The organism is Thermohalobaculum sp. (genome assembly GCF_058622915.1).
In genome coordinates this window covers 1-18,912 of the sequence record NZ_JBZSYN010000175.1, presented here as the reverse complement: position 1 = coordinate 18,912, position 18,912 = coordinate 1, and the positions used below count along the sequence as shown (strand labels likewise).

At 71.9% G+C, this 18,912-nt stretch carries 20 protein-coding genes and 1 tRNA gene; 7 read left to right on the top strand and 14 right to left on the bottom strand.

Annotated features, from left to right (window positions below):
* A partial coding sequence (locus AC32QD_RS13380; protein ID WP_492011005.1) for a GTP-binding protein occupies positions 1 to 138 on the bottom strand: 138 nt, incomplete at its 3' end.
* A 100-nt stretch (positions 139 to 238) separates the two neighbouring features.
* Positions 239 to 312, bottom strand: a tRNA-Gly gene (locus AC32QD_RS13375).
* A 104-nt stretch (positions 313 to 416) separates the two neighbouring features.
* Between AC32QD_RS13375 and upp the strand changes: the two genes are divergently transcribed.
* The gene (gene upp, locus AC32QD_RS13370) at positions 417 to 1,046 is read left to right on the top strand and encodes a uracil phosphoribosyltransferase (protein ID WP_492011004.1); all 630 of its coding nucleotides are present in this window, start codon (positions 417 to 419) and stop codon (positions 1,044 to 1,046) included.
* Here the strand turns inward: upp and AC32QD_RS13365 are convergent.
* Positions 1,043 to 1,972 carry a DMT family transporter gene (locus AC32QD_RS13365; RefSeq protein ID WP_492011003.1) on the bottom strand — a complete coding sequence of 310 codons (930 nt, stop codon included), beginning with the start codon at positions 1,970 to 1,972 and terminating at the stop codon, positions 1,043 to 1,045. The two genes, upp and AC32QD_RS13365, sit on opposite strands and share 4 nt — an antisense overlap.
* An 83-nt stretch (positions 1,973 to 2,055) precedes the next feature.
* On the opposite strand from AC32QD_RS13365, the gene AC32QD_RS13360 reads away from it, so the two are divergent.
* Entirely contained in the window at positions 2,056 to 2,685 is a 630-nt protein-coding gene (locus AC32QD_RS13360; RefSeq protein WP_492011002.1) for a DUF1989 domain-containing protein, read from the top strand.
* A gap of 313 nt (positions 2,686 to 2,998) precedes the next feature.
* Here the strand turns inward: AC32QD_RS13360 and AC32QD_RS13355 are convergent, their stop codons facing one another.
* From AC32QD_RS13355 to AC32QD_RS13345, 3 genes are all read right to left on the bottom strand, one after another.
* Positions 2,999 to 4,462: a PAS domain S-box protein gene (locus tag AC32QD_RS13355; RefSeq protein ID WP_492011001.1), complete on the bottom strand. Its 1,464-nt coding sequence runs from the start codon at positions 4,460 to 4,462 to the stop codon at positions 2,999 to 3,001.
* Positions 4,463 to 4,713: 251 nt separating this feature from the next.
* Positions 4,714 to 5,286, bottom strand: coding sequence for an NADPH-dependent FMN reductase (locus AC32QD_RS13350; RefSeq protein WP_492011000.1), 573 nt, complete (start codon positions 5,284 to 5,286; stop codon positions 4,714 to 4,716).
* 90 nt (positions 5,287 to 5,376) lie between these two features.
* On the bottom strand, positions 5,377 to 5,925 hold the full coding sequence (locus tag AC32QD_RS13345; protein ID WP_492010999.1) for a gamma-glutamylcyclotransferase: 549 nt from the start codon (positions 5,923 to 5,925) through the stop codon (positions 5,377 to 5,379).
* Positions 5,926 to 6,118: 193 nt separating this feature from the next.
* On the opposite strand from AC32QD_RS13345, the gene AC32QD_RS13340 reads away from it, so the two are divergent.
* Both AC32QD_RS13340 and AC32QD_RS13335 read left to right on the top strand, forming a co-directional pair.
* On the top strand, positions 6,119 to 7,165 hold the full coding sequence (locus AC32QD_RS13340) for a DUF2125 domain-containing protein (RefSeq protein WP_492010998.1): 1,047 nt from the start codon (positions 6,119 to 6,121) through the stop codon (positions 7,163 to 7,165).
* 64 nt (positions 7,166 to 7,229) lie between these two features.
* Positions 7,230 to 8,150, top strand: a complete 921-nt coding sequence (locus tag AC32QD_RS13335; protein WP_492010997.1) for an aminotransferase class IV — start codon at positions 7,230 to 7,232, stop codon at positions 8,148 to 8,150.
* A 4-nt stretch (positions 8,151 to 8,154) separates the two neighbouring features.
* On the opposite strand, the gene AC32QD_RS13330 is transcribed toward AC32QD_RS13335, so the two are convergent.
* Both AC32QD_RS13330 and AC32QD_RS13325 read right to left on the bottom strand, forming a co-directional pair.
* Complete coding sequence (locus tag AC32QD_RS13330) at positions 8,155 to 9,339, bottom strand: MFS transporter (protein ID WP_492010996.1); 1,185 nt, start codon at positions 9,337 to 9,339, stop codon at positions 8,155 to 8,157.
* Between the two features lie 112 nt (positions 9,340 to 9,451).
* Entirely contained in the window at positions 9,452 to 9,595 is a 144-nt protein-coding gene (locus AC32QD_RS13325; RefSeq protein ID WP_492010995.1) for a hypothetical protein, read from the bottom strand.
* A 101-nt stretch (positions 9,596 to 9,696) separates the two neighbouring features.
* Between AC32QD_RS13325 and AC32QD_RS13320 the strand changes: the two genes are divergently transcribed.
* Complete coding sequence (locus tag AC32QD_RS13320; protein ID WP_492010994.1) at positions 9,697 to 10,614, top strand: LysR substrate-binding domain-containing protein; 918 nt, start codon at positions 9,697 to 9,699, stop codon at positions 10,612 to 10,614.
* Here AC32QD_RS13320 and AC32QD_RS13315 read toward each other — a convergent pair.
* From AC32QD_RS13315 to AC32QD_RS13300, 4 genes are read right to left on the bottom strand one after another with little or no spacing between them, the layout of a single operon-like run.
* The gene (locus tag AC32QD_RS13315) at positions 10,611 to 11,372 is read right to left on the bottom strand and encodes an HpcH/HpaI aldolase family protein (RefSeq protein ID WP_492010993.1); all 762 of its coding nucleotides are present in this window, start codon (positions 11,370 to 11,372) and stop codon (positions 10,611 to 10,613) included. The genes AC32QD_RS13320 and AC32QD_RS13315 overlap by 4 nt on opposite strands.
* A gap of 43 nt (positions 11,373 to 11,415) precedes the next feature.
* A complete protein-coding gene (locus AC32QD_RS13310) occupies positions 11,416 to 12,630 on the bottom strand; it encodes a LysM peptidoglycan-binding domain-containing protein (RefSeq protein WP_492010992.1) in 1,215 nt (404 codons plus the stop codon).
* 59 nt (positions 12,631 to 12,689) lie between these two features.
* Positions 12,690 to 13,166 carry an NfeD family protein gene (locus AC32QD_RS13305; RefSeq protein ID WP_492010991.1) on the bottom strand — a complete coding sequence of 159 codons (477 nt, stop codon included), beginning with the start codon at positions 13,164 to 13,166 and terminating at the stop codon, positions 12,690 to 12,692.
* A gap of 5 nt (positions 13,167 to 13,171) precedes the next feature.
* Positions 13,172 to 14,104, bottom strand: coding sequence for an SPFH domain-containing protein (locus AC32QD_RS13300; RefSeq protein ID WP_492010990.1), 933 nt, complete (start codon positions 14,102 to 14,104; stop codon positions 13,172 to 13,174).
* 212 nt (positions 14,105 to 14,316) lie between these two features.
* Between AC32QD_RS13300 and AC32QD_RS13295 the strand changes: the two genes are divergently transcribed.
* Positions 14,317 to 15,756 (top strand): DegQ family serine endoprotease, encoded by a 1,440-nt coding sequence (locus AC32QD_RS13295; RefSeq protein ID WP_492010989.1) that lies wholly within the window; start codon positions 14,317 to 14,319, stop codon positions 15,754 to 15,756.
* A 124-nt stretch (positions 15,757 to 15,880) separates the two neighbouring features.
* Complete coding sequence (locus AC32QD_RS13290) at positions 15,881 to 16,615, top strand: SIMPL domain-containing protein (RefSeq protein WP_492010988.1); 735 nt, start codon at positions 15,881 to 15,883, stop codon at positions 16,613 to 16,615.
* A gap of 31 nt (positions 16,616 to 16,646) precedes the next feature.
* Here AC32QD_RS13290 and AC32QD_RS13285 read toward each other — a convergent pair whose 3' ends face one another.
* Complete coding sequence (locus AC32QD_RS13285) at positions 16,647 to 17,117, bottom strand: DNA polymerase III subunit chi (protein ID WP_492010987.1); 471 nt, start codon at positions 17,115 to 17,117, stop codon at positions 16,647 to 16,649.
* Positions 17,118 to 17,122: 5 nt separating this feature from the next.
* Positions 17,123 to 18,634 (bottom strand): leucyl aminopeptidase, encoded by a 1,512-nt coding sequence (locus AC32QD_RS13280; protein ID WP_492010986.1) that lies wholly within the window; start codon positions 18,632 to 18,634, stop codon positions 17,123 to 17,125.
* Positions 18,635 to 18,912 lie beyond the last annotated feature (278 nt).

Here is an 18,912-nt window from a genome sequence, read left to right as displayed (position 1 = left end):
GTCGATCTTGTCAAAGCTCATGAACTCCCCGAAATACTTGGTGATCGCCGCCGTCAGCGTCGTCTTGCCGTGGTCAACGTGCCCAATCGTGCCTACGTTCACATGCGGCTTCGTCCGCTCGAACTTCGCCTTCGCCATGGTCGTCCAGGTCCTTGTCTTGCCGGTCCGGATACTCTTCGGGCGCCCGGATAGCGCCTCGCCGCGCCGGCCGCAAGCCGGAATCGGACTGCGGCCGGCCTGGAGCGGGTGAAGGGAATCGAACCCTCATCGTCAGCTTGGAAGGCTGCTGCTCTACCATTGAGCTACACCCGCGGGTGCCCGTCTCCCTACACCAGGGCAACAGCGCTCGCAATCGCTTGCACGCAGCCGGCGCAAGGCTATGGTGCGTCGAACCACCAGCCAAGGGCGGAGCGAACATGGACGGGCTGACTATCATTCGGCACCCGCTCGTCGAGCACAAGCTGACTTTAATCCGGGATCGCACGACGCCGACGGCGGAATTCCGGCGGCTGGTGCAGGAGATCTCGGTGCTGATGGTCTATGAGCTGCTGCGCGACCTGGAGCTCGAGGACGTGGAGATCGAGACGCCGCTGTGCACCACGAAGGCGCGCAAGCTCGCGGGCAAGAAGCTGTGCTTCGTCTCGATCCTGCGCGCCGGCGAGGGGCTTTTGCAGGGGCTTTTGGACCTGGTGCCGTCGGCCAGGGTCGGGCATATCGGGCTCTACCGCGACGAGCAGACGCTGAAGCCGGTGCCCTATTATGCCAAGCTGCCCACGGACATCGCGCAGCGCACGGTGGTGGTCGTCGACCCGATGCTGGCCACGGGCGGAACCGCCGTGGCGGCGGTCAGCCGCATCAAGGAGGCCGGCGCCCGCGACATCCGCTTCCTCTCGCTGCTCGCCGCACCCGAGGGGGTGGAGGTGCTGCGCAAGGCGCACCCGGACGTGCCGATCTTCACCGGGGCGCTGGATGAGCGGCTGAACGAGAAGGGCTATATCGTGCCGGGCCTTGGCGACGCCGGCGACCGGCTGTTCGGGACCCGCTAGCGCTCGACCGCCGGCGCCCGCGCCTTGCCGGGCGCCGGATCGGGGCCGAGCAGCACCAGGAGCCCCGCGATCGTCGCCGCGACGCCCAGCAGGACCGGCGGCGCCACCCAGCCCTTGCCGAACAGGCCCTCCCACACGATCACGAACGAGGGCACCAGATAGCCGTAGGCCATGACCTTGGAGGCGGGCAGCCTGAGCGTGGCGTACTGCACCATCAGGAACGAGCCGGCGGTGGCGAAGAGCGCCAGATAGGCGATGGTGAGCCACACGATGCCGGGCAGCGCCGCCCAGTCGGTACGCGCCAGCGCCGGCGCGCCGGCAAGGCCGAGCAGCACCGCGCCCGACAGGATCGTGCCCCAGGTGAACACGCTGACCGGCTCGCCCCGGTTCAGCCGGCGCACCAGGGGGGTGTAGAAGGCATGGAAGGCGCAGCCGAGGAGGAAGATCAGCTCGCCGGGGCCGAGGTCGAAGGCGAGGATCCGGTCGATGTCGGCGCGGAAAATGACCCACACCGCCCCGGCGGCGGCCAGGCCGAGGCTGAGCGCGATGCGCGGCGTGGTGACCTGGCGCAGCAGGATCCAGCCGAACACCGCGGCCATCAGCGGCGTGAGCGTGAAGACGGCGGCGGTGGACACCGGATCGGTCAGCCGCAGCGCCACGAACATCAGGAAGAAGTAGACCGAGAAGACCCCGCCCAGCACCGGATAGCGCCAGGCCGACCGCAGGTGCCACCGCCGCAGCTTCGGCAGCGCCAGCGGCGCCAGCAGGAGCCCGCCGAGCGCGAAGCGGATGGCGTTGAGCGCCGCCGGGTCGAGAAACGGCGCCGCCCGCTTGCCCAGCGAGAACGAGCCCGAGATGCACACCGCGAAGGCCAGCATGGCGGCATGGCCCTTGAGCGCCTCGATGCGATGCGCGTGCTCGCTCACGCCGCTCTCCCCATTCCAAGCTGGACCGCCCGGCCGTCCCTCATCTACCGTCGCCCCCGCGCGGTCAACCGGAGAGGTGCGTCATGGCTCCCGTTCCCCTGCCCCGAGGTGCGATCAGGCTCGACCACACGGTGCCGCCGCGGGCGGGCTGGAGCGGCCGCGTCGAGGCCGGCGAGACGCTCAGGCTGATCGACCTCGAGGGCGCCCAGGCGGTCGATTTCCTGTGCTACAACGCCGGCGATCCGGCCGAGCGCTACCACGCGCCGAACACCATCAAGGTGCCCGGCAACATCTATATCGGGCCGGGCTCGGTGCTGCGCTCGAGCCGGGCGCGGCCGATGATGACAGTGACCGCCGACAGCGTAGGCCGGCACGACACGATCTTCGGCTGCTGCGGCTTCGAGCTGGACCTGGTGCGCTATGGCCGGCACTGCGCCGAGTGCTGCCAGCGCAATTTCGAGCGCGAGCTGGCCCGGCACGGGCTGGGGCCCGAGCACATCGTGCCCAACGTCAATTTCTTCATGCACGTGCCGGTCGGCGCGGACGGCGCCGCGGCGATCGGGCAAAGCCGCTCGCGGCCCGGCGACTACGTCGACCTGCTGGCCGAGATGCCGGTGCTGGCGGTGCTGTCGAACTGCCCCGAGGAGCTCAACCCGGCGACCGGCGCGAACGGGCCGACGCCGATCCGGGTGCTGATCTGGCGCGAGACCTGACCCGGGACATTGCGCGAAATTCTTCGCTGCGCGAGGCGCCGGCGCGAGGGCGATATTTCCGGATTTGAAATCCGGGAATGCAACGAAAGTCGTCCTCGACCGTGTGTAAGGTTAATTTCGCGGTAACTCATACATGTCTTCTATAAGAGTCGGCGGGCACGCCGCACCGCCCCCGACGGGCCGGTCCGGACCCGGCGAGGACAGGTCGCAGCGACCGGCGCCCGGGGTTGCAGTCAGCCGGGGTTGCAGTCAGCCGGGGGTGCAGTCAGCCGGGGTTGCAGTCAGCCGGGGGTGCAGTCAGCCGGGGGTGCAATCAACCTTGCGCCGACACGGCCTCCAGGCCCTGCTCGGCACTGGGCAGCGCGAGGCGGATGTCGCAGGTCAGGCCCTCGGGGCGGAACTCGACCGAGACCTCGCCTTCGAGATACTGCGCCAGGAATTGCTCGAGCATCATCATGCCGAAGCCGCGGCGGGCCGGGCGCGAGACCGGCGGCCCGCCGCGCTCCTGCCAGCTCAGCGACAGGCGCGGCCCGGGCCCGGGCGTCACGCTCCAGCTGACGGCGACGGTGCCTGAGGGGCGCGACAGCGCACCGTACTTGATGGCGTTGGTGCACAGCTCGTGCAGCGCCAGCCCGACGGTCACGGCCGCCCTGGGCTCGAGTGTCACCGGGGGGCCTTCGACCGTGACGCGGGCGCCCTGGCCGGCGGTCTCGATCACCCGATCGACCAGCTCGGCGAGCGACGCCCGCTCCCAGCTCTCGCGGATCAGCGCGTCGTGCGCGGCCGCCATGGCGGCGATGCGCCCGCCGAAGATCCTGAGCGCCTCCGACGCCTCGGGCACGTCCTTGAAGGTCTGGTTGGCCATGGCCTGGACCACGGCGAGCGTGTTCTTGACCCGGTGCTTGAGCTCACCGGTCAGAAGCCGGCGCACCTGCTCGGCCCTCTTGCGCTCGGTGATGTCGCGGGTGATGTTCGAGGCGCCGACGATCTGGCCGCGCGCGTCCCGGATCGGCGAGATTGTGAGCGACACGTCCACCAGGCTGCCGTCCTTGCGCCGGCGCACCGTGTCGAACGGCTCGACGCGCTCGCCGCGGCGGATGCAGGCGAGGATGCGGGTCTCCTCGTGGCGGTGGCTGGGCGGGATGAGCATGGTGACCGGCTGGCCCACCACCTCGTCCGCCCGGTAGCCGAACAGGCGCTCGGCCCCGCCGTTCCAGTTGGTGATGACGCCGTCGAGATCCTTGGCCACGATGGCGTCGTTGGAGGAATCGACGATGGCGGCGAGCCGCTGGCTGGCGCGCTCGGCCTGCTGGCGCGCGGTGATGTCGCGGCAGATCGTCGCCGCCCCGATCACGCGGTCCTCGTCATCGAGGATCGGCGAAACCGTGAGCTCGACCGGGATGCGCTCGCCGTCCTTGCGCTGCCGCAGCTCCTCGTATTGGCCGAACCCCTTGCCCTCGAGCAGGCTGCTCATGGCGGCGCGGGCGTGTTCGTGCCGTTCGGGCGGGATCAGGGTGAAGACCGGGCGCCCGATGATCTCCTCGGCGCTGTACTGGAACAGCCGCTCGGCCTCGGCGTTCCACGACACGATGGCGCCGTCCGACTTCCAGCTCCAGATGGCGTCGCGCGAGGCGTTGACGATTGCGACGAGGTGGCGGTGCTCCTCCTCGCCCGGGAGCACGCTCCACCGCCTGCGGCGCGGCGCCTTTTGCGCGGGCCGCTCGCCGGCAGGGGGCAGGTACTGGCGCCGGCCGTAGCCCTCAGGGTTCTCGCTCATAGACCTCCGATCCGGCCGCTGACCAATGCGACCGGCCCCTGACCGACTTGCGCAGCACCACGACGCTGCCCCGTGGCGCGCAAGCCAGCCTTAGCAGTCCCCCCTGAGTGCCCAACATATGCACAAATTTACCGCGGCCGAAAGGGGATTCATGACCCCCTCGCCACCCCTCGCCACGCCTCGCCGGGGCCGCGATGCAGCCCGGCGGGCGGGAGATATCCGGGCGTCGGGGCGGGCGGCGCGGGCGGCGCTCAGCCGGGCTTGCCCGCGCGGATGAAGGCGGTGAAGCCGGCGACGAACTCGGCCAGCTTCTGGCGCTCGTCGGCGTCGCTCAGCGTGCCGTCCTCGGCGAAGACGCTGCCGGCGCGCGAGACCATGAGCCGGGCGCCGAACCAGGGGCGCATCCTGAGCGTGCGCAAGACCGGCAGCCAGGCGACCTGGGCGCGCTCGGTGCCGAAGGCGCCCGTGGTCGCGCCGATCACGCCGACGGGGCGGTCGGCGAAGACGCGGGCGATGTCCCTGGGCGGGCGCGAGAGCCAGTCGATGCCGTTCTTGAGCGCGCCGGGGACGCTGTTGTTGTACTCGGGCGTGGCGAGCAGGAGCCCGTCGGCGGCGACGATGCGCTGCTTGAGCGCCTCCACCGCCTGGGGGATGCCTTCGCTCTCCTCCACGTCGCCGTCGTAGACGGGGATGCCGTGCAGCGTGGCGACGTCGAGCTCGACGCCCTCGCCCGCCACCTCGGCGGCGGCGCGCGCCAGCGCGGTGTTGAAGGAGCCCCGGCGCAGGGCGCCGGAGAGCGCGAGGATCTTGACGGGTGCGGGCATGCAGTCCTCCTCGTCAGGGTTGGTGATGCTCCCGGGCCTAAAGGTGAGGCCGGGGCCCGGGCCGTCAACGCGCAGGGTGGCGGGGGCGGCTCACCCGGTGCGGGCGCGCACCAGGCGGGCGAGCTCGGCGATCTCGGGGTCCTCGATGCGCATGTCGTGGAGCCGCTCGACGGTGCGGAACAGGTAGTCGCGGTTGGGGCCCGAGGGTCCCTCGGCCCGGGCGATGATGGCGGCCTGCTCGTCGAGCCCCAGCCCGCCGGCATATTGCGGGTGGGTGCGGTCGAGGATGTAGCACAGCGCCTCGACCGGCTCGCCCTGGCCGGGGCCGTCGCACAACAGCGTGGCGCGGTGCATGACCTCGAAATAGGCGCGGCTGACCAGCTCGCGGCTGGCGAGGTAGTGGCGCACCTCGTCGGCGCCGGCCTCGTCGACCCGGAGCGCCATGCCGATGCACTGCGCGCCGGGGCGCCAGTCGAGCCCGAGCACGAGCCCCGGGCGCTCGGGCGTGCCGCGGTAGTGCACCGAGCTGAGCGCGAAGGCGCGGCGGTAGTCGGGCAGCCGGGCGAGGCGGGACTCGGCCACCTCGAAGCCCGGCATCCACATCAGGGAGCCGTAGGCGAAGACCCAGAAACCCGCCATTGACCGCGCCCGCCCCTTTCCGCCACCTTGCTGCCCCGTTGCCGCGCAGGTGCCGCGCAGGTGCCGCGCCCGTGATAGCGCGGTGAATGCGCCAGTGATTGCGCCAGTGATTGCGCCGGTGATTGCGCCGGTGATTGCGCTTGCCGCCCCGTCCTATAACGTGGCGCCGCCGGGTGGCAAAGGGAGCGCGGGCGTGAGACGCTTTCTCAGGGTGCTGTCCACCGGCCTGATCCTGGGCGTGATCGCCTGGAGCGGCTGGTGGTACGCGGTTGCGCAGGGCCAGGAGAAGGCGCTGGCGCACTGGTTCAGGGACCGCGCCGCTTCCGGCTGGCAAGCCGAGCACGGGGCGATCCGGCTGGGCGGCTATCCGTTCCGGCTGGTGCGCGAGATTTCGCAGATCCGGCTGGCCGATCCAAAGGCCGGCTGGGCCTGGGCAGCGCCGTGGCTGCGCGTCGCCAGCGGGCCGATCTCGCCCACGCGCTTCGAGGTGACCTGGCCGGGGCGCCAGAGCTTCGCGGTGCCCGGCGAGCACACCGAGATCACGGCCAGCGAGCTGGGCGCGCGGCTTCGGCTGCGCCCGGACAAGCGGCTGGGGCTGATCGAGGCGGAGCTCGACACCGCGGGGCTGGAGGTCGCGGCGCAGTCGGGCTGGACGGCGGCGGCGAAGTCGCTGCGCGCCCGGCTGGAGGCGCACAGCAACGACCCGGGCTATGACGTGATGATCGACGCCGGGCGGCTGCGGCTGCCCCAGCCGCTGGTGGCGCGCCTTGACCCGCTGGGCGTCGCCGGGAGCGAGGTGACGCAGCTGTCGGTCGACGGCATGGCAGTGTTCGACCGCCCGCTCGACCGCCGGCTGATCGAGCACGGCCGCATCGGGCTGGTCGAGGCCAGGGTGCGCCAGGCCAGCCTGGAATGGGGCCAGGTGCGGCTGTCGCTGTCGGGCCACATCAAGGTGGACGCCCGCGGCTATCCGGTGGGCCGGCTGGCCATCAGCGCCGAGCACTGGCGCGCGCTGGTCGACATGGCAAAGCGCGGCGGCGCCATCGCCCCCGAGATGGCCAAGGCGGTCGAGGGCGCGCTGGGGCTCCTGGCGCGGCTGTCGGGCAATCCCGACCGGCTGGACGCGACGCTGCGGCTGCAGGGCGGGCGCGTCTGGCTGGGCCCGGTGTCGATCGGCGCCGCGCCGAGGCTGGCGCCGCCCAGACCGACTCCGCCCAGCCCCACGCCGCCAAAAGGATAAGCCCCTTTCGCGCCGGGCGCGGCCGGGGTGAGATGGCCGGGCCGCCGAATCGGAGAGACCAGCGATGCCCCAGCCACACATCTCGACCCACGACGCCGCCGAGGACCCGCGCAACGCGGGCATCCTGATCTATCTCAACGGCCGCATCGTGCCGCGCGCCGAGGCGCTGGTCCCGGTCTATGACTCGGGCTTTCTCATGGGCGACGGGATCTGGGAGGGGGTGCGGCTGAAGAACGGGCGCTGGGCCTTTCTCGACGCGCATCTCGACCGCCTGTTCGAGGCGGCGCGCGCCATCGACCTCGACATCGGCATGGACCGGGCCGGGCTGAGGGCGGCGCTGGACGCCACCGCCGAGGCCAACGGCATGCGCGACGGCGGCCATGCGCGGCTGATGGTGACGCGGGGGGTGCGCGCGCGCCCCTTCCAGGACCCGCGGCTGGCGCGCGACGGCCCGACCGTGGTGATCATCCTGGAGCATTCGGCGCCGGCCGGCGAGCTGAAGCGCCGCGGCGTGCGGCTGGCCACGGTGCCGATCCACCGCGGGCTGCCGCTGTCCCAGGACCCCAAGCTCAATTCGCACTCGAAGCTGAACTGCATCCTGGCCGGCATCCAGGCGCTCAAGGCGGGGGCGGACGAGGCGCTGATGCTGGACCCCTTGGGCTTCGTCAACACCACCAACGGCTGCAACTTCTTCATTGTGCGCCGGGGCGAGCTGTGGACCTCGACCGGCGACTACTGCATGAACGGCATCACGCGCGCCAACGTGCTGCGCCTGGCGCGCGGCAACGCCATTCGGGCGCTCGAGCGCAACTTCTCGCTGGTCGAGACCTATGGCGCCGAGGAGGCGTTCCTCACCGGCTCGTTCGGCGGGCTGACGCCGGTGGCCGAAATCGACGGGCGGCCTTACGCGGTGCCGGGCCCGCTGACCGAGCGGCTGAGCGGGCTCTACGAGGCGCTGGTGGCGGCCGAGACCGGGGCGGGGTAGAGCCTCACTCGGCCGCGGCCGCGACGGCGCCGGGCGCGCGGCGCTGCACGACGCGCAGCACCGCCAGCGAGGCGAGCGAGGCCAAGAGCATGGCGCCGGCGAACCACAGCGGCGCCGCGGCCACGCCGGTGAGGTCGCGCGACAGCCCGGCGAGCGGCGCGATCAGCGCCATGCCCAGATAGTAGCAGGTGTAGAAGACGCCCATGCCGGGGCCGCGGTTCTCGGGCCGGACCACCTCGGCCGGCAGCGTGACGATGAGCGGCGCCGGCGGGCCGAACACCAGCCCGATCAGCGCAAAGGGCAGCATGGCGGTGCCGGTCGCGGGCAACAGCCAGATCAGCGCCGTGACGCCGACCAGGCAGCCGGCCATAAGCCGGTCGGGCCGGCCGAGGCGCGCCGCGAGCCAGCCGCCCAGCACCAGGCTGGGCATGATCAGCCAGCTGACCAGGCTGACGGTGGCGGCGGCCGGAACCGGGCCGGCGCCGCGCGCCACCAGGAAATTCGGGCCGAAGCCCAGCACGCTGATCAGGCCGACATTGTAGAGCGACCAGACCAGCCCGGCGAGGATGGCCAGCACCAGCTCGTGCCGGCCGAGGCCGATCCTGAGCGTGCCCGCGCCCTGCTGCGCCGCGCCGGGCGGGGCCTGGTAGAGCGCCGCGACGAGCACGAGGCAGGCCCCCGCCGCGCCCGCCGTGGCAAACATCGCCGCGGACCAGCCGAAGGCGCCGGCGAGCGCCGGCAGCAGCACCAGCGCCAGCGAGATGCCGAGCGGCCAGCTGACGATCAGGAAGCCCATGGCGGTGACCCGCTCGGCGGCGCCGAACCAGTCGGCGACCATCTTAGTCAGCAGCACGTTCATCACCACGCCGCCGATGCCCGAGACCAGCCGGCCCGCCATCAGCGCCGGCATGCCCTCAGCCAGTCCGGTGAGCACGCCGCCCGCGATCATCAGCGCCAGGGCGGCCAGCACCATGCGCTTGTCGCCAAAGCGCTGGCCGAGCCAGCCGCCGGGGAAGGCGACGGCGGCGCCGGGCAGGAGGTAGAGGCCGATCAGCGTGCCGAGCGCGGCGTAGCTGATGCCGAGCCCGCCGGTGAGGTCGGGCCCCACCGCCGCGATCGACTGGAACTGGAAGGCCATCGCGGTGCGCGCCAGCGTCAGGGCCGCGAGAATGATCCAGCGCCGCGCCATTCAGTGCCCTCCCCGCCGGCACCTATCCCGAGGCGCGCAAGGGGGCGCGCACCGGGACGATAGCACGCCGGCGCGGGAGCGGCAGGGAGATTCTGTCGGGTGTCGGCAGGCCTCAGCCGGCGGTGCGCCGGACGATCGCGGCGAACCAGTGCGCGCGGGCGCGCGCGGGGGCGGACGCCGCGGCCGGCGCGGCCGCATAGGCGAAGCCGTCCATGCGGCTGGCGGTCATGAAGCTGCTTGCAAGAGTGCTCAACATTTCGGCCCTCCATCGGTCGTAAGGATTTAGTCGCATGCTACTGTTTTTTGACCTGTCGCGGCGAATCAGGAATAGTTTTCACCTGTAATCAGGAGTTACAGATGGACTCGCCTCGCCTGCCCCCGCTCTCGGCCCTGCGCGCCTTCGAGGCCGCGGCCCGCAACCTGAGCTTCAGCGCCGCCGGGCGCGAGCTGAACGTGACCCATGTGGCGGTGGGCCAGCAGGTGCGCCGGCTGGAAGAGGAGCTGGGGGTGACGCTGGTGATCCGCCACCCGCGCGGGCTGGAGCTGACGCCCGAGGGGGCGCGGCTGGCGGCGGGGCTGGTGGAGGGCTTCGGCCGCATGCGCGAGGCGGTGGCCGAGCTAGTCGAGATGTCGAGCGACCTGCCGCTCAGGGTCACGCTGACGCCGATGTTCGCGGCCAACTGGCTGATGCCGCGGCTGGGCGAGTTCCGCGCCGAGCACCCCGACATCGAGCTGATGCTCAACCCCACCCCGGGGCGCGTCGACCTGCGCCGCGAGGACTACGACCTCGCCATCCGCTATGGCGCCGGCGGCTGGGCGGGGGTGGAGGCCGAGCCCTTCATCCCCTCGCGCTTCGTCATCGTGGCGGCGCGCAAGCTGGTCGAGGGGGTGCGGCTCGAGACCCCGGCCGACATCGCCCGGCTGCCCTGGCTGATGCAGCAGGGCACCGACGAGTTCGACATCTGGCTGGCCGCCCACGGGGTGCCGGTCGGGCACAAGCACAACATCACCCACCTGCCCGGCTACATGATGCTGCCGGCGATCCGCGAGGGCCAGGGCGTGGGCGCCGCGACACGGCTGTTCGTCGAGGAGGACCTGCGCTCGGGGCGGCTGGTCTCGCTGTTCGAGAGCGAGGCGCAGGACATGCGGGCGGGCTATTACCTGGTGCGCCGGCCAGGCCCGGTGCGCGAGCCGCTCAAGGCCTTCATGCAGTGGCTGCGCCGCGCCGCCAAGGCCGATCTCGAGCGCACGCGGGTAAGCAAGCTGGGCGGCTAGGGGCGGGCGGGCGCGAGGAAGGCGCGGGCGCCGAGGCCAAGGAGCTTTGGCAGGTGGGTGTAGACGTAGCGGGCGCCCGCGGCGAGCACGCCCTCCAGCGTCTCGGCCGTGGCGGGCAGGCCCGGCGTGCGGCCCGCGGCGACGATGCGGGCCAGCGTGGCGTCGATCGCCTGCTTGACCGGCGGCGCCTTGGGATCGCCCGGATGGCCCATGGACTGCGACAGGTCCGAGGGGCCGATGAAGAACACGTCGACCCCCGCGACGGTCAGGATCTCGTCGATATTGGCCACGGCGGCTGCGTGCTCGATCTGCACGCAGACCAGGCTCTGGGCGTTGGCGGCGGCGGCGAACTCGTCCATGCGGCCGCCCAGGCCGTAGCCGTCGGGCCGGGTGCCGGCCGCGAGCCCGCGCATGGCGCCGGGGCCGAACTTGACCGCCGCGACCGCGGCGCGGGCATCGGCCGCGCTGTTGACATGGGGCACCTGCACGCCCATGGCGCCGCGGTCCATGGCGGCGGTGATCTCGGCGGGGGCATTCGAGCGCGGGCGGATGATCGGCGTGATCCCGGCGGCCTCGGCGGCCATGACCATCAACTCGGCGGACTCGAGCCCGATGGTGCCGTGCTCCATGTCGATCAGCACCCAGTCTAAGCCGGCATGGCCGAGCATCTCGACCACCTGGGCCGAGGGGATCATCACCGAGCAGCCGAGCGCCGGCCGGCCCTCGGCGATCAGCGCCTTCATGCGGTTGGTCCTCATGCAGCCCTCCGTGGCTGGGGCGCCGGCGGCGCGCGGCGCGCGCTCAGCGCAGCGACACGCCGAAGGCGCCGAGCTGGTGCGAGACCACCTCGAACCAGCGGCCCGACTGCTTGAGGTCGGCCAGCCCGGCGTTGAAGGTGGCGAGGAAGGTGCGCGCCTGTGCGCTGGACTTGGGCGCGATCACGTGCAGCGTCTCGACCGAGGCGAGGTCGGGGGCCTCGGCCACCTTGCCGTCGAGGCCGAGGCGCGAGATCTCGGGCCCGGCCACCACGCGCGCCAGGCTGACCGCGTCCACCACGCCGGCCTGGAGCAGCACGAAGCAGTCCTCGGGCTTCTTGGGGAACACCAGCGTCGCTGCGGGCGGCACCAGCCCCTGCTGCTTGAGGTCGAAGGTGAAGTAGGTCGCGGGGCGGCACAGCCGGTGCCCGAGCAGCGCCTGCGCGTCGGTGGCCTTGGCCAGCGGGTCGCCGGCGCGCACATACCAGGCCATCTCGACGTCGAACAGCGGCCGGGAGAACAGGAAGTCCTTGCACTCGCGCTGCATCGCGGGACCGAGGCTGGCGGCGCGCGCGCAGTCCGGCTTGTACCAGGGAAAGCCCAGGTCGAAGTCCCCCTGGGCCAGCAGGTCGAGCTGCCCGGTCCAGTTGCTGGCGATGGCGATGCGGTAGGGCCGGCCGAAGGCGGCCTGCTCGAGCGCGAGGCGGACCAGCTCGGTGGCGAGCCCGCCGCCGGGCAGCGAGGGGTCGACGAAGGGCGTGAAGTCGGGTCCGGTGAGCACCCGGATCGGGCGGTCGGGCGGAATGGCGGCGAGCGCGGTGGCAAGATCGGACGCCGAGGGGGTGGAGGCCGTGGTCTCGGCCACCTGAGCCGAGCCCGCCTGAGCCGAGCCCGCCTGAGCCGACCCCGCCTGACCCGACGCCGCTGCACCGGCCGGGCTGCCGGCGGCGACGACCTCGGCGCGGGTCTGCGGCCCCTTGCCGTCGAGGCAGGGGACCAGCAACTGCTCGCCCACGGCGATGCGCGTGGCGCTGGGCAGCAGGTCGCGGTTGGCGTCGAAGATCGCCAGATAGTTGCCGTTTCCGTAAGCCTGCAGCGCGATGGAGTGCAGCGTGTCGCCGGGCTGGACCTGGTAGAGCTGGCCGCAGGTGATCGGCTGCTGCGCCGCGGCGCGCCCCGCGAGCGCGGAGAGGCCGGCCGCGAGCAGCGGCACCGCCAGCGCCCGAACCGGGGCGGGCAGGGAGAAAAGGCGCGAGCTCATGAACCGATTATGCGCGGATTCAGTGTTTTTTCCATGGCCTTGGCGAAATCTTCTTCGATTCAACGTGAAGAGGTGACCACCAGCGTCGTGCCGTCGGCAGCGCAGATCGTGAGCTCGGCGCCCTCGTGCGGGGGCGCGGCGCCCTCGGCCAGGCGGGCGCGCCAGCGGATGCCGTCGACATCGACCCGGCCGAGACCGGCCCGGAAGGGCTCGGCCACCACCGCCTGGCGGCCGACCAGCGACGCGGCGCGGCGGTTCAGCGCCGGCGCGCCCTCGGCGCGCTGGCGGCGCAGCACCCAGGCCCAGCCCAGCGCGGTGTAGACCAGCGCGAGCACACCGAAGGCGAGAAGCTGCATGGTGCCGGTGAGCGCGGGCACCGCCATGAGGATGAGGCCGACGCTGAACGCCGCCAGCCCGAGCCAGAGCATGAAATAGGTCAGGGTGACGATCTCGACGGCGCCGAGCACCAGCGCGGTGGCGATCCACCACCAGGGCGAGGCGCCGTCGAGGAAGGCGAAGAAGTCCACTTCGAGCATCGGCCCTAGCGCGCCTCGCGCCCGCCGCCCGCCTTCAGGAGCTCGGCGACGCCGGCGACCGAGCCGGCGATGCCCGCGGCCTCGAGCGGGATCAGGATGGTCTTGGCATTGGGCGAGGCGGCCAGCTCGCGCAGGCTCTCGACGTATTTCTGCGCCACGAAGTACTGGATCGCCTGCACGTCGCCCTCGGCGATGGCGCGCGAGACCATGTCGGTGGCCTTGGCCTCGGCCGCGGCCTGGCGCTCGCGCGCCTCGGCGTCGAGGAAGGCGGCCTGGCGGCGGCCCTCGGCCTCGCGGATCTGGCTCTCGCGCACGCCCTCGGCCTTGAGGATGGCGGCCTGCTTGAGGCCCTCGGCCTCGAGGATCTCGGCGCGCTTCTCGCGCTCGGCCTTCATCTGGCGGCCCATGGCCTCGACGATGTCGGCGGGCGGGCGCAGGTCCTTGATCTCGACGCGGGTGACCTTGACGCCCCAGGGATGCGCGGCCTCGTCGATCACGTGCAGCAGCTTGGAGTTGATCAGGTCGCGGTTCGACAGCACGTCGTCGAGGTCCATGGCGCCGATCACCGTGCGGATGTTGGTCATGGTCAGGTTCTCGATGGCGCGTTCGAGCTCGCGCACCTCGTAGGCCGACTGCGCGGCGCTGATCACCTGGTAGAAGGCGACCGCGTCGGCGTGCACCATGGCGTTGTCGCGGGTGATGACCTCCTGGCCGGTGATGTCGAGCAGCGACTCCATCATGTTGATGCGCGCGCCGACGCGCTCGATCAGCGGCACCATGAACCTGAGCCCCGGCTCGAGCGTGCGCGTGTAGCGGCCGAAGCGCTCGATGGTCCAGTTCTCGCCCTGCGGCACCGCACGCACCGCCCGGCTGACGACGATGACCGCGAACACCACGAGAACGACGATCGCGATGCCAATCACACCGATGTCCTGCATGTCCCTCTCCCTGCCCGCCCCGGGTCGCCCGGCAGATTGCGCGGAAATCGCGCCGGGCACAATCATTTCGCCCGCATCACGTCAGTGTGACGATTTTTTCACGTTGCTTTAGTGCCCTTCAAGGCGCGGGACACCGCCCTACCTGTGAATGGGCCGTGCGCAGATGGGGCGCGCGGCAGGTGTGCACTCGAGGACCCAAAAAGGAGCCTCCGATGAAATCGACAAGACTTCGCAACGCATTGATGATTTTCGGCGCGCTGACCCTGGCCGCCCCGCTGGCGCCGGTTCCGGCGCTGACGGCGCAGGCCAGGGCCACCGACATCCCCTCCTTCGCGCAGGAGGCCAAGACCGCCCTGCCCGCGGTGGTCACGGTCAAGGTGGAGACCACGGCGCCGGCGGGAAGCCTGCAGCCGTTCCCGTTCCAGGACCCGCAGCTGCGCGAGTTCTTCAAGCGCTTCTTCGGCGGCGTCCCGAACATGCCCGGCGACCAGGGTGGCAATGCCCAGCCGGCGCCCCATGAGATGGGGCTGGGCTCGGGCTTCTTCATCGACAAGTCCGGGCTGATCGTGACCAACAACCACGTGGTCGGCAACGCCGACAAGATCACCGTGGTGACCCAGAACGGCAAGGAGTACCCGGCCAAGCTGGTCGGCACCGACCAGAAGACCGACATCGCGGTGATCCGCATCAAGGGCAAGCACGATTTCCCGACGCTGCCCTGGGGCGACTCCGAGACCACCCAGGTGGGCGACTGGGTGCTGGCCATCGGCAACCCGTTCGGCCTGGGCGGCACGGTGACCGCCGGTATCGTCTCGGCGCGCGGGCGCAACCTGCACTCGGGGCCCTATGACGACTTCCTGCAGGTCGACGCCCCGATCAACAAGGGCAACTCGGGCGGGCCGCTCCTCAACGAGAAGGGCCAGGTGGTCGGCGTAAACGCCGCGATCCTCTCGCCCTCGGGCGGCAATATCGGCATCGGCTTCGCCATCCCCTCGAACATGGCACGCGAGGTGGTCGCGTCGCTGGTCTCGAAGGGCTATGTCGAGCGCGGCTGGCTGGGCGTCGGTATCCAGCCGGTGACCCGTGACGTGGCCGACAGCCTGGGCCTGAACCACGCCCGCGGCGCGCTGGTCGCCAGCGTGCAGAAGGACGGCCCCGCCGCCCATGCCGGGATCAAGACCGGCGACGTGATCGAGAAGTTCGGCGACAAGAAGATCGACACCCTGCGCGACCTGACCACCGCGGTGGCCGACACCAAGCCCGGCACCGAGACCCAGGTGAAGGTCTGGCGCTCGGGCGAGACCAAGACGCTGAACGTCACCGTCGCCAAGATGAAGCGGCAGAACGAGAAGGTCGCCAGCGCCGAGACGAACCAGCCGACGAGCAGCGGCCAGGGCGCGCTGGGCATGAGCGTGCGGCCGGGCGATGGCGGGCTCGTCGTCACCGGCGTGACGCCCAACGGCGAGGCGGCCAACAGTGGCGTGCAGCCGGGCGACGTGATCGTGGCGGTGAACCAGGACCAGGTCAGCACGGTCGGCGATCTCGACAAGGCCGTCGCGCAGGCCCGCAAGGAGAAGCGCAAGTCGGTGCTGGTGCTGGTCTCGCACAACGGCAACCAGCACTTCGTGACGCTGTCGCTGGCCGCGGGCTGACGCGCACGGCGCACGCGTCCAACCGGACGCTCGATCTGGATGCCGCCCCGGCGACGGGGCGGCATTCGCGTTTCGTGCTATAGCATGTGCGGTGCCGCGATGCTGATCGAGGGGAGGATCGAAGATGCGAGGACTGTTTGGGGCGCTGGCGCTGGCCTTGGCGCTGGCCTTGGCGATGCCCCTGACCATGGCGGCCAGCCCCGCGCCCGCCGGCGAGGCCACGCCCACGCTGACGGTGACAGGCGCGGGCACGGTGCGCACCGCGCCCGACATCGCCACGATTCGCATCGGCGTCGAGACGGACGGCAAGACCGCCGCCCAGGCCATGGCCGAGAACAACGACAAGGCGACCCGGATGATCGACTCGCTCAAGGCCGGGGGCGTGGCGGCGAAGGACATCCAGACCGGGCAGCTGAGCGTGCAGCCGCGCTATGCCGACAGGCAGCGCACCCAGCCCGGCGAGCCGCCCCGGATCGTGGGCTACCACGTGGCGAACATTGTGACGGTGACCGTGCGCAAGCTCGATTCGCTGGGCCAGCTGCTCGACCGGGTGGTCCGCGTCGGCGCGAACCGGATCGACTCGATCGGCTTCGGCCTTGCCGATGACACGGCCAAGTCGGACGAGGCGCGCCGCCGCGCCGTGGCCGACGCCAGGCGCCGCGCCGGCGTGCTGGCCGAGGCGGCCGGCGTGCGGCTCGTGCGCGTGCTCTCGATCCACGAGGGCGGCGGCGTGGTGCGGCCGATGCAGGGCGTGATGGCGATGCGCGCCGAGGCGGCCAATGTGCCGGTCGAGCGCGGCCAGGTCGAGGTGAGCGCCCACGTCACCATGGTGTGGCAGATCGCGCCGGCGGGCAAATAGCGCGGCGCGGGGCGCGCCGGCCGGCGGAATTTCAGCCCGGGTTCGACTCGGCGCGCCTGGTCCAGCCGCCGCCGGCGTCCTGGGCCCAGTAGACCGCGGTCAGCCCGGCGCCGGCGACCGCGCGCCACTGGGCGCGGGCCTGCGCGACCGCCTCGGGGTTGAGGCCGTCGAACAGGATCGCGCAAAGCTCCATCGCGGCGAGCTCGTCCGGCTCCGCCTCGGCGCCGTCCACGAGGAACAGCGCGTTGGCCCGGTTCGGGTTGGCCCGCTCGCACGACAGCCAGACCGGCTGGCGCCCGGGCCTGCCGTCCGCGGGCGTGCCGTGGGCGAGGAAGCCGTCGTCGCGCCAGGTCCACAGCGCGCGCGACAGCGCCTCGAGCCGGCCCTCGTCGGTGCCGCGCACCACGGCGCGCCAGCCGCGCGCCAGGCTGCGCTCGAGCATCACCGGCAGCACCGCCTCGAGCGGGCGCTCGGTCAGGTGGTAGAAGCGGACCTCCGCCACCCGGCTCAACCCTCGAGCTTGGTCCGCACGAGCTGGTCGAGCGCCGCCACGCCCCAGCCGGTGGCACCCTTGGGCGCGAGGTCGGTGCCGCCCGAGGCCAGCGTCACCCCGGCGATGTCGATGTGGATCCAGGGCACGCCGTCGCGCACGAAGCGGTGCAGGAACTCGGCCGCGGTGACCGAGCCGGCGGCGCGGCCGCCGGTGTTCTTGATATCGGCCAGGCGCGACTTGAGCTGGTCGGCATAGGGCTTGCCCAGCGGCAGGCGCCAGGCGGCGTCACCGGCGGCCTCGGCGGCGGCGGCGAACTCGGCGGCGAAGCCGTCGTCGGTGGCGTAGAAGCCGGCGCGGTGGTGGCCGAGCGCGATGATCACGGCGCCGGTGAGCGTGGCCAGGTCGATCATCGCCGCGGGCTTGCAGGTGCGCTGCGCGTACCAAAGCGCGTCGGCCAGCACCAGGCGGCCCTCGGCGTCGGTGTTGATCACCTCGATGGTGTCGCCCTTCATGGACTTGACGATGTCGCCGGGGCGCTGGGCGCGGGCGTCGGGCATGTTCTCGACCAGCCCGACGATGCCGACCACGTTGGCCTTGGCCTTGCGCGCGGCCAGCGTGCGCATGACGCCCGAGACCACCCCGGCGCCGCCCATGTCCATGGTCATCTCCTCCATGCCGGCGGCGGGCTTGATCGAGATGCCGCCGGTGTCGAAGATCACGCCCTTGCCCACCAGCGCCAGCGGCGCCTGCTTCTTCCGGCCGCCGTTCCAGCGCATGATCACGAGCTTGGATTCGTTGTCCGAGCCCTGCCCCACGGCGAGCAGCGCGCCCGCGCCCAGCTTGCCGAGCCGGGCCTCGCCCAGCACCTCGACCTCGACGCCCAGCTTCTCCAGCCCCTGCAGGCGCCTGGCGAACTCGTCGGTGGTCAGGCGGTTGGCCGGCTCGTTGACCAGGTCGCGGGTGAAGAAGATGCCCTCGGCCAGCGCGGCGAAGGGCGCGAAGGCGCGGCGCGCCGCCTGGGGGTTGGCGGCGAGCAGATGGATCGTGCGCTTGCGCGGGGGGCCGTTGCCGGCGCCGTTGCCGGCGTCGTCGTCCGCCTCCGCGGTCTTGTAGTCGCGGAAGTCGTAGAGGCGCAGGATCAGCGCGTGCGCCAGCTCGGCGACCAGCGCCTCCTCGCCCACCCCGGCGGCGGCGAGCGTCACGTCGCCCGCGGCCAGCGCCTTGGCCACGGCGCCGCCGGTCTTGCGCGCGGCGGCGCGGTCGGGGTCCTTGCCGAGGCAGGCGAGAATCACCGCGCCGGCGGCGACGCCGCCCGCATAGCGCAGCACGCGCACGGTGCCCGGCCTGGCCTTGAAGGCGGGGTCCGCGACGGCGCGGCCGAGCGCGCCCCCGGTCAGCCGGTCCACCGCCTTCGCTCCTGCGGTCAGCTTGCCCTGGCCGTCGGCGAAGACGACGAGGTTGCCGCTCTCGCGGGCGAGGTCGCGGCCCTCCTGCTTGTGGAAGCGGATCGGCGCGGGCTCGGTCATCTGTCTCTCCCTCGTTCCCGGAGGCTGGTTCGCTCTTGGCCAGCGAGTCCTAGCTTGGATCGCCGGCGCTGACCAGACGCCCGACCTTGCCCTTCGGGCGCGGGCGACCCATGATGGGCGCGATCATCCGGCGGCCTGCCCGGCCGGGCGGCCCGACCGTTTCGGAGGCCACGTTTGCGCCGGCTCGACAGCTACATCTTCCGCCAGATCGCCGGACCGTTCGTGTTCTTCGTGCTGGTTTTGACCGGCACGATCTGGCTGGCCAAGTCGCTGCAGCT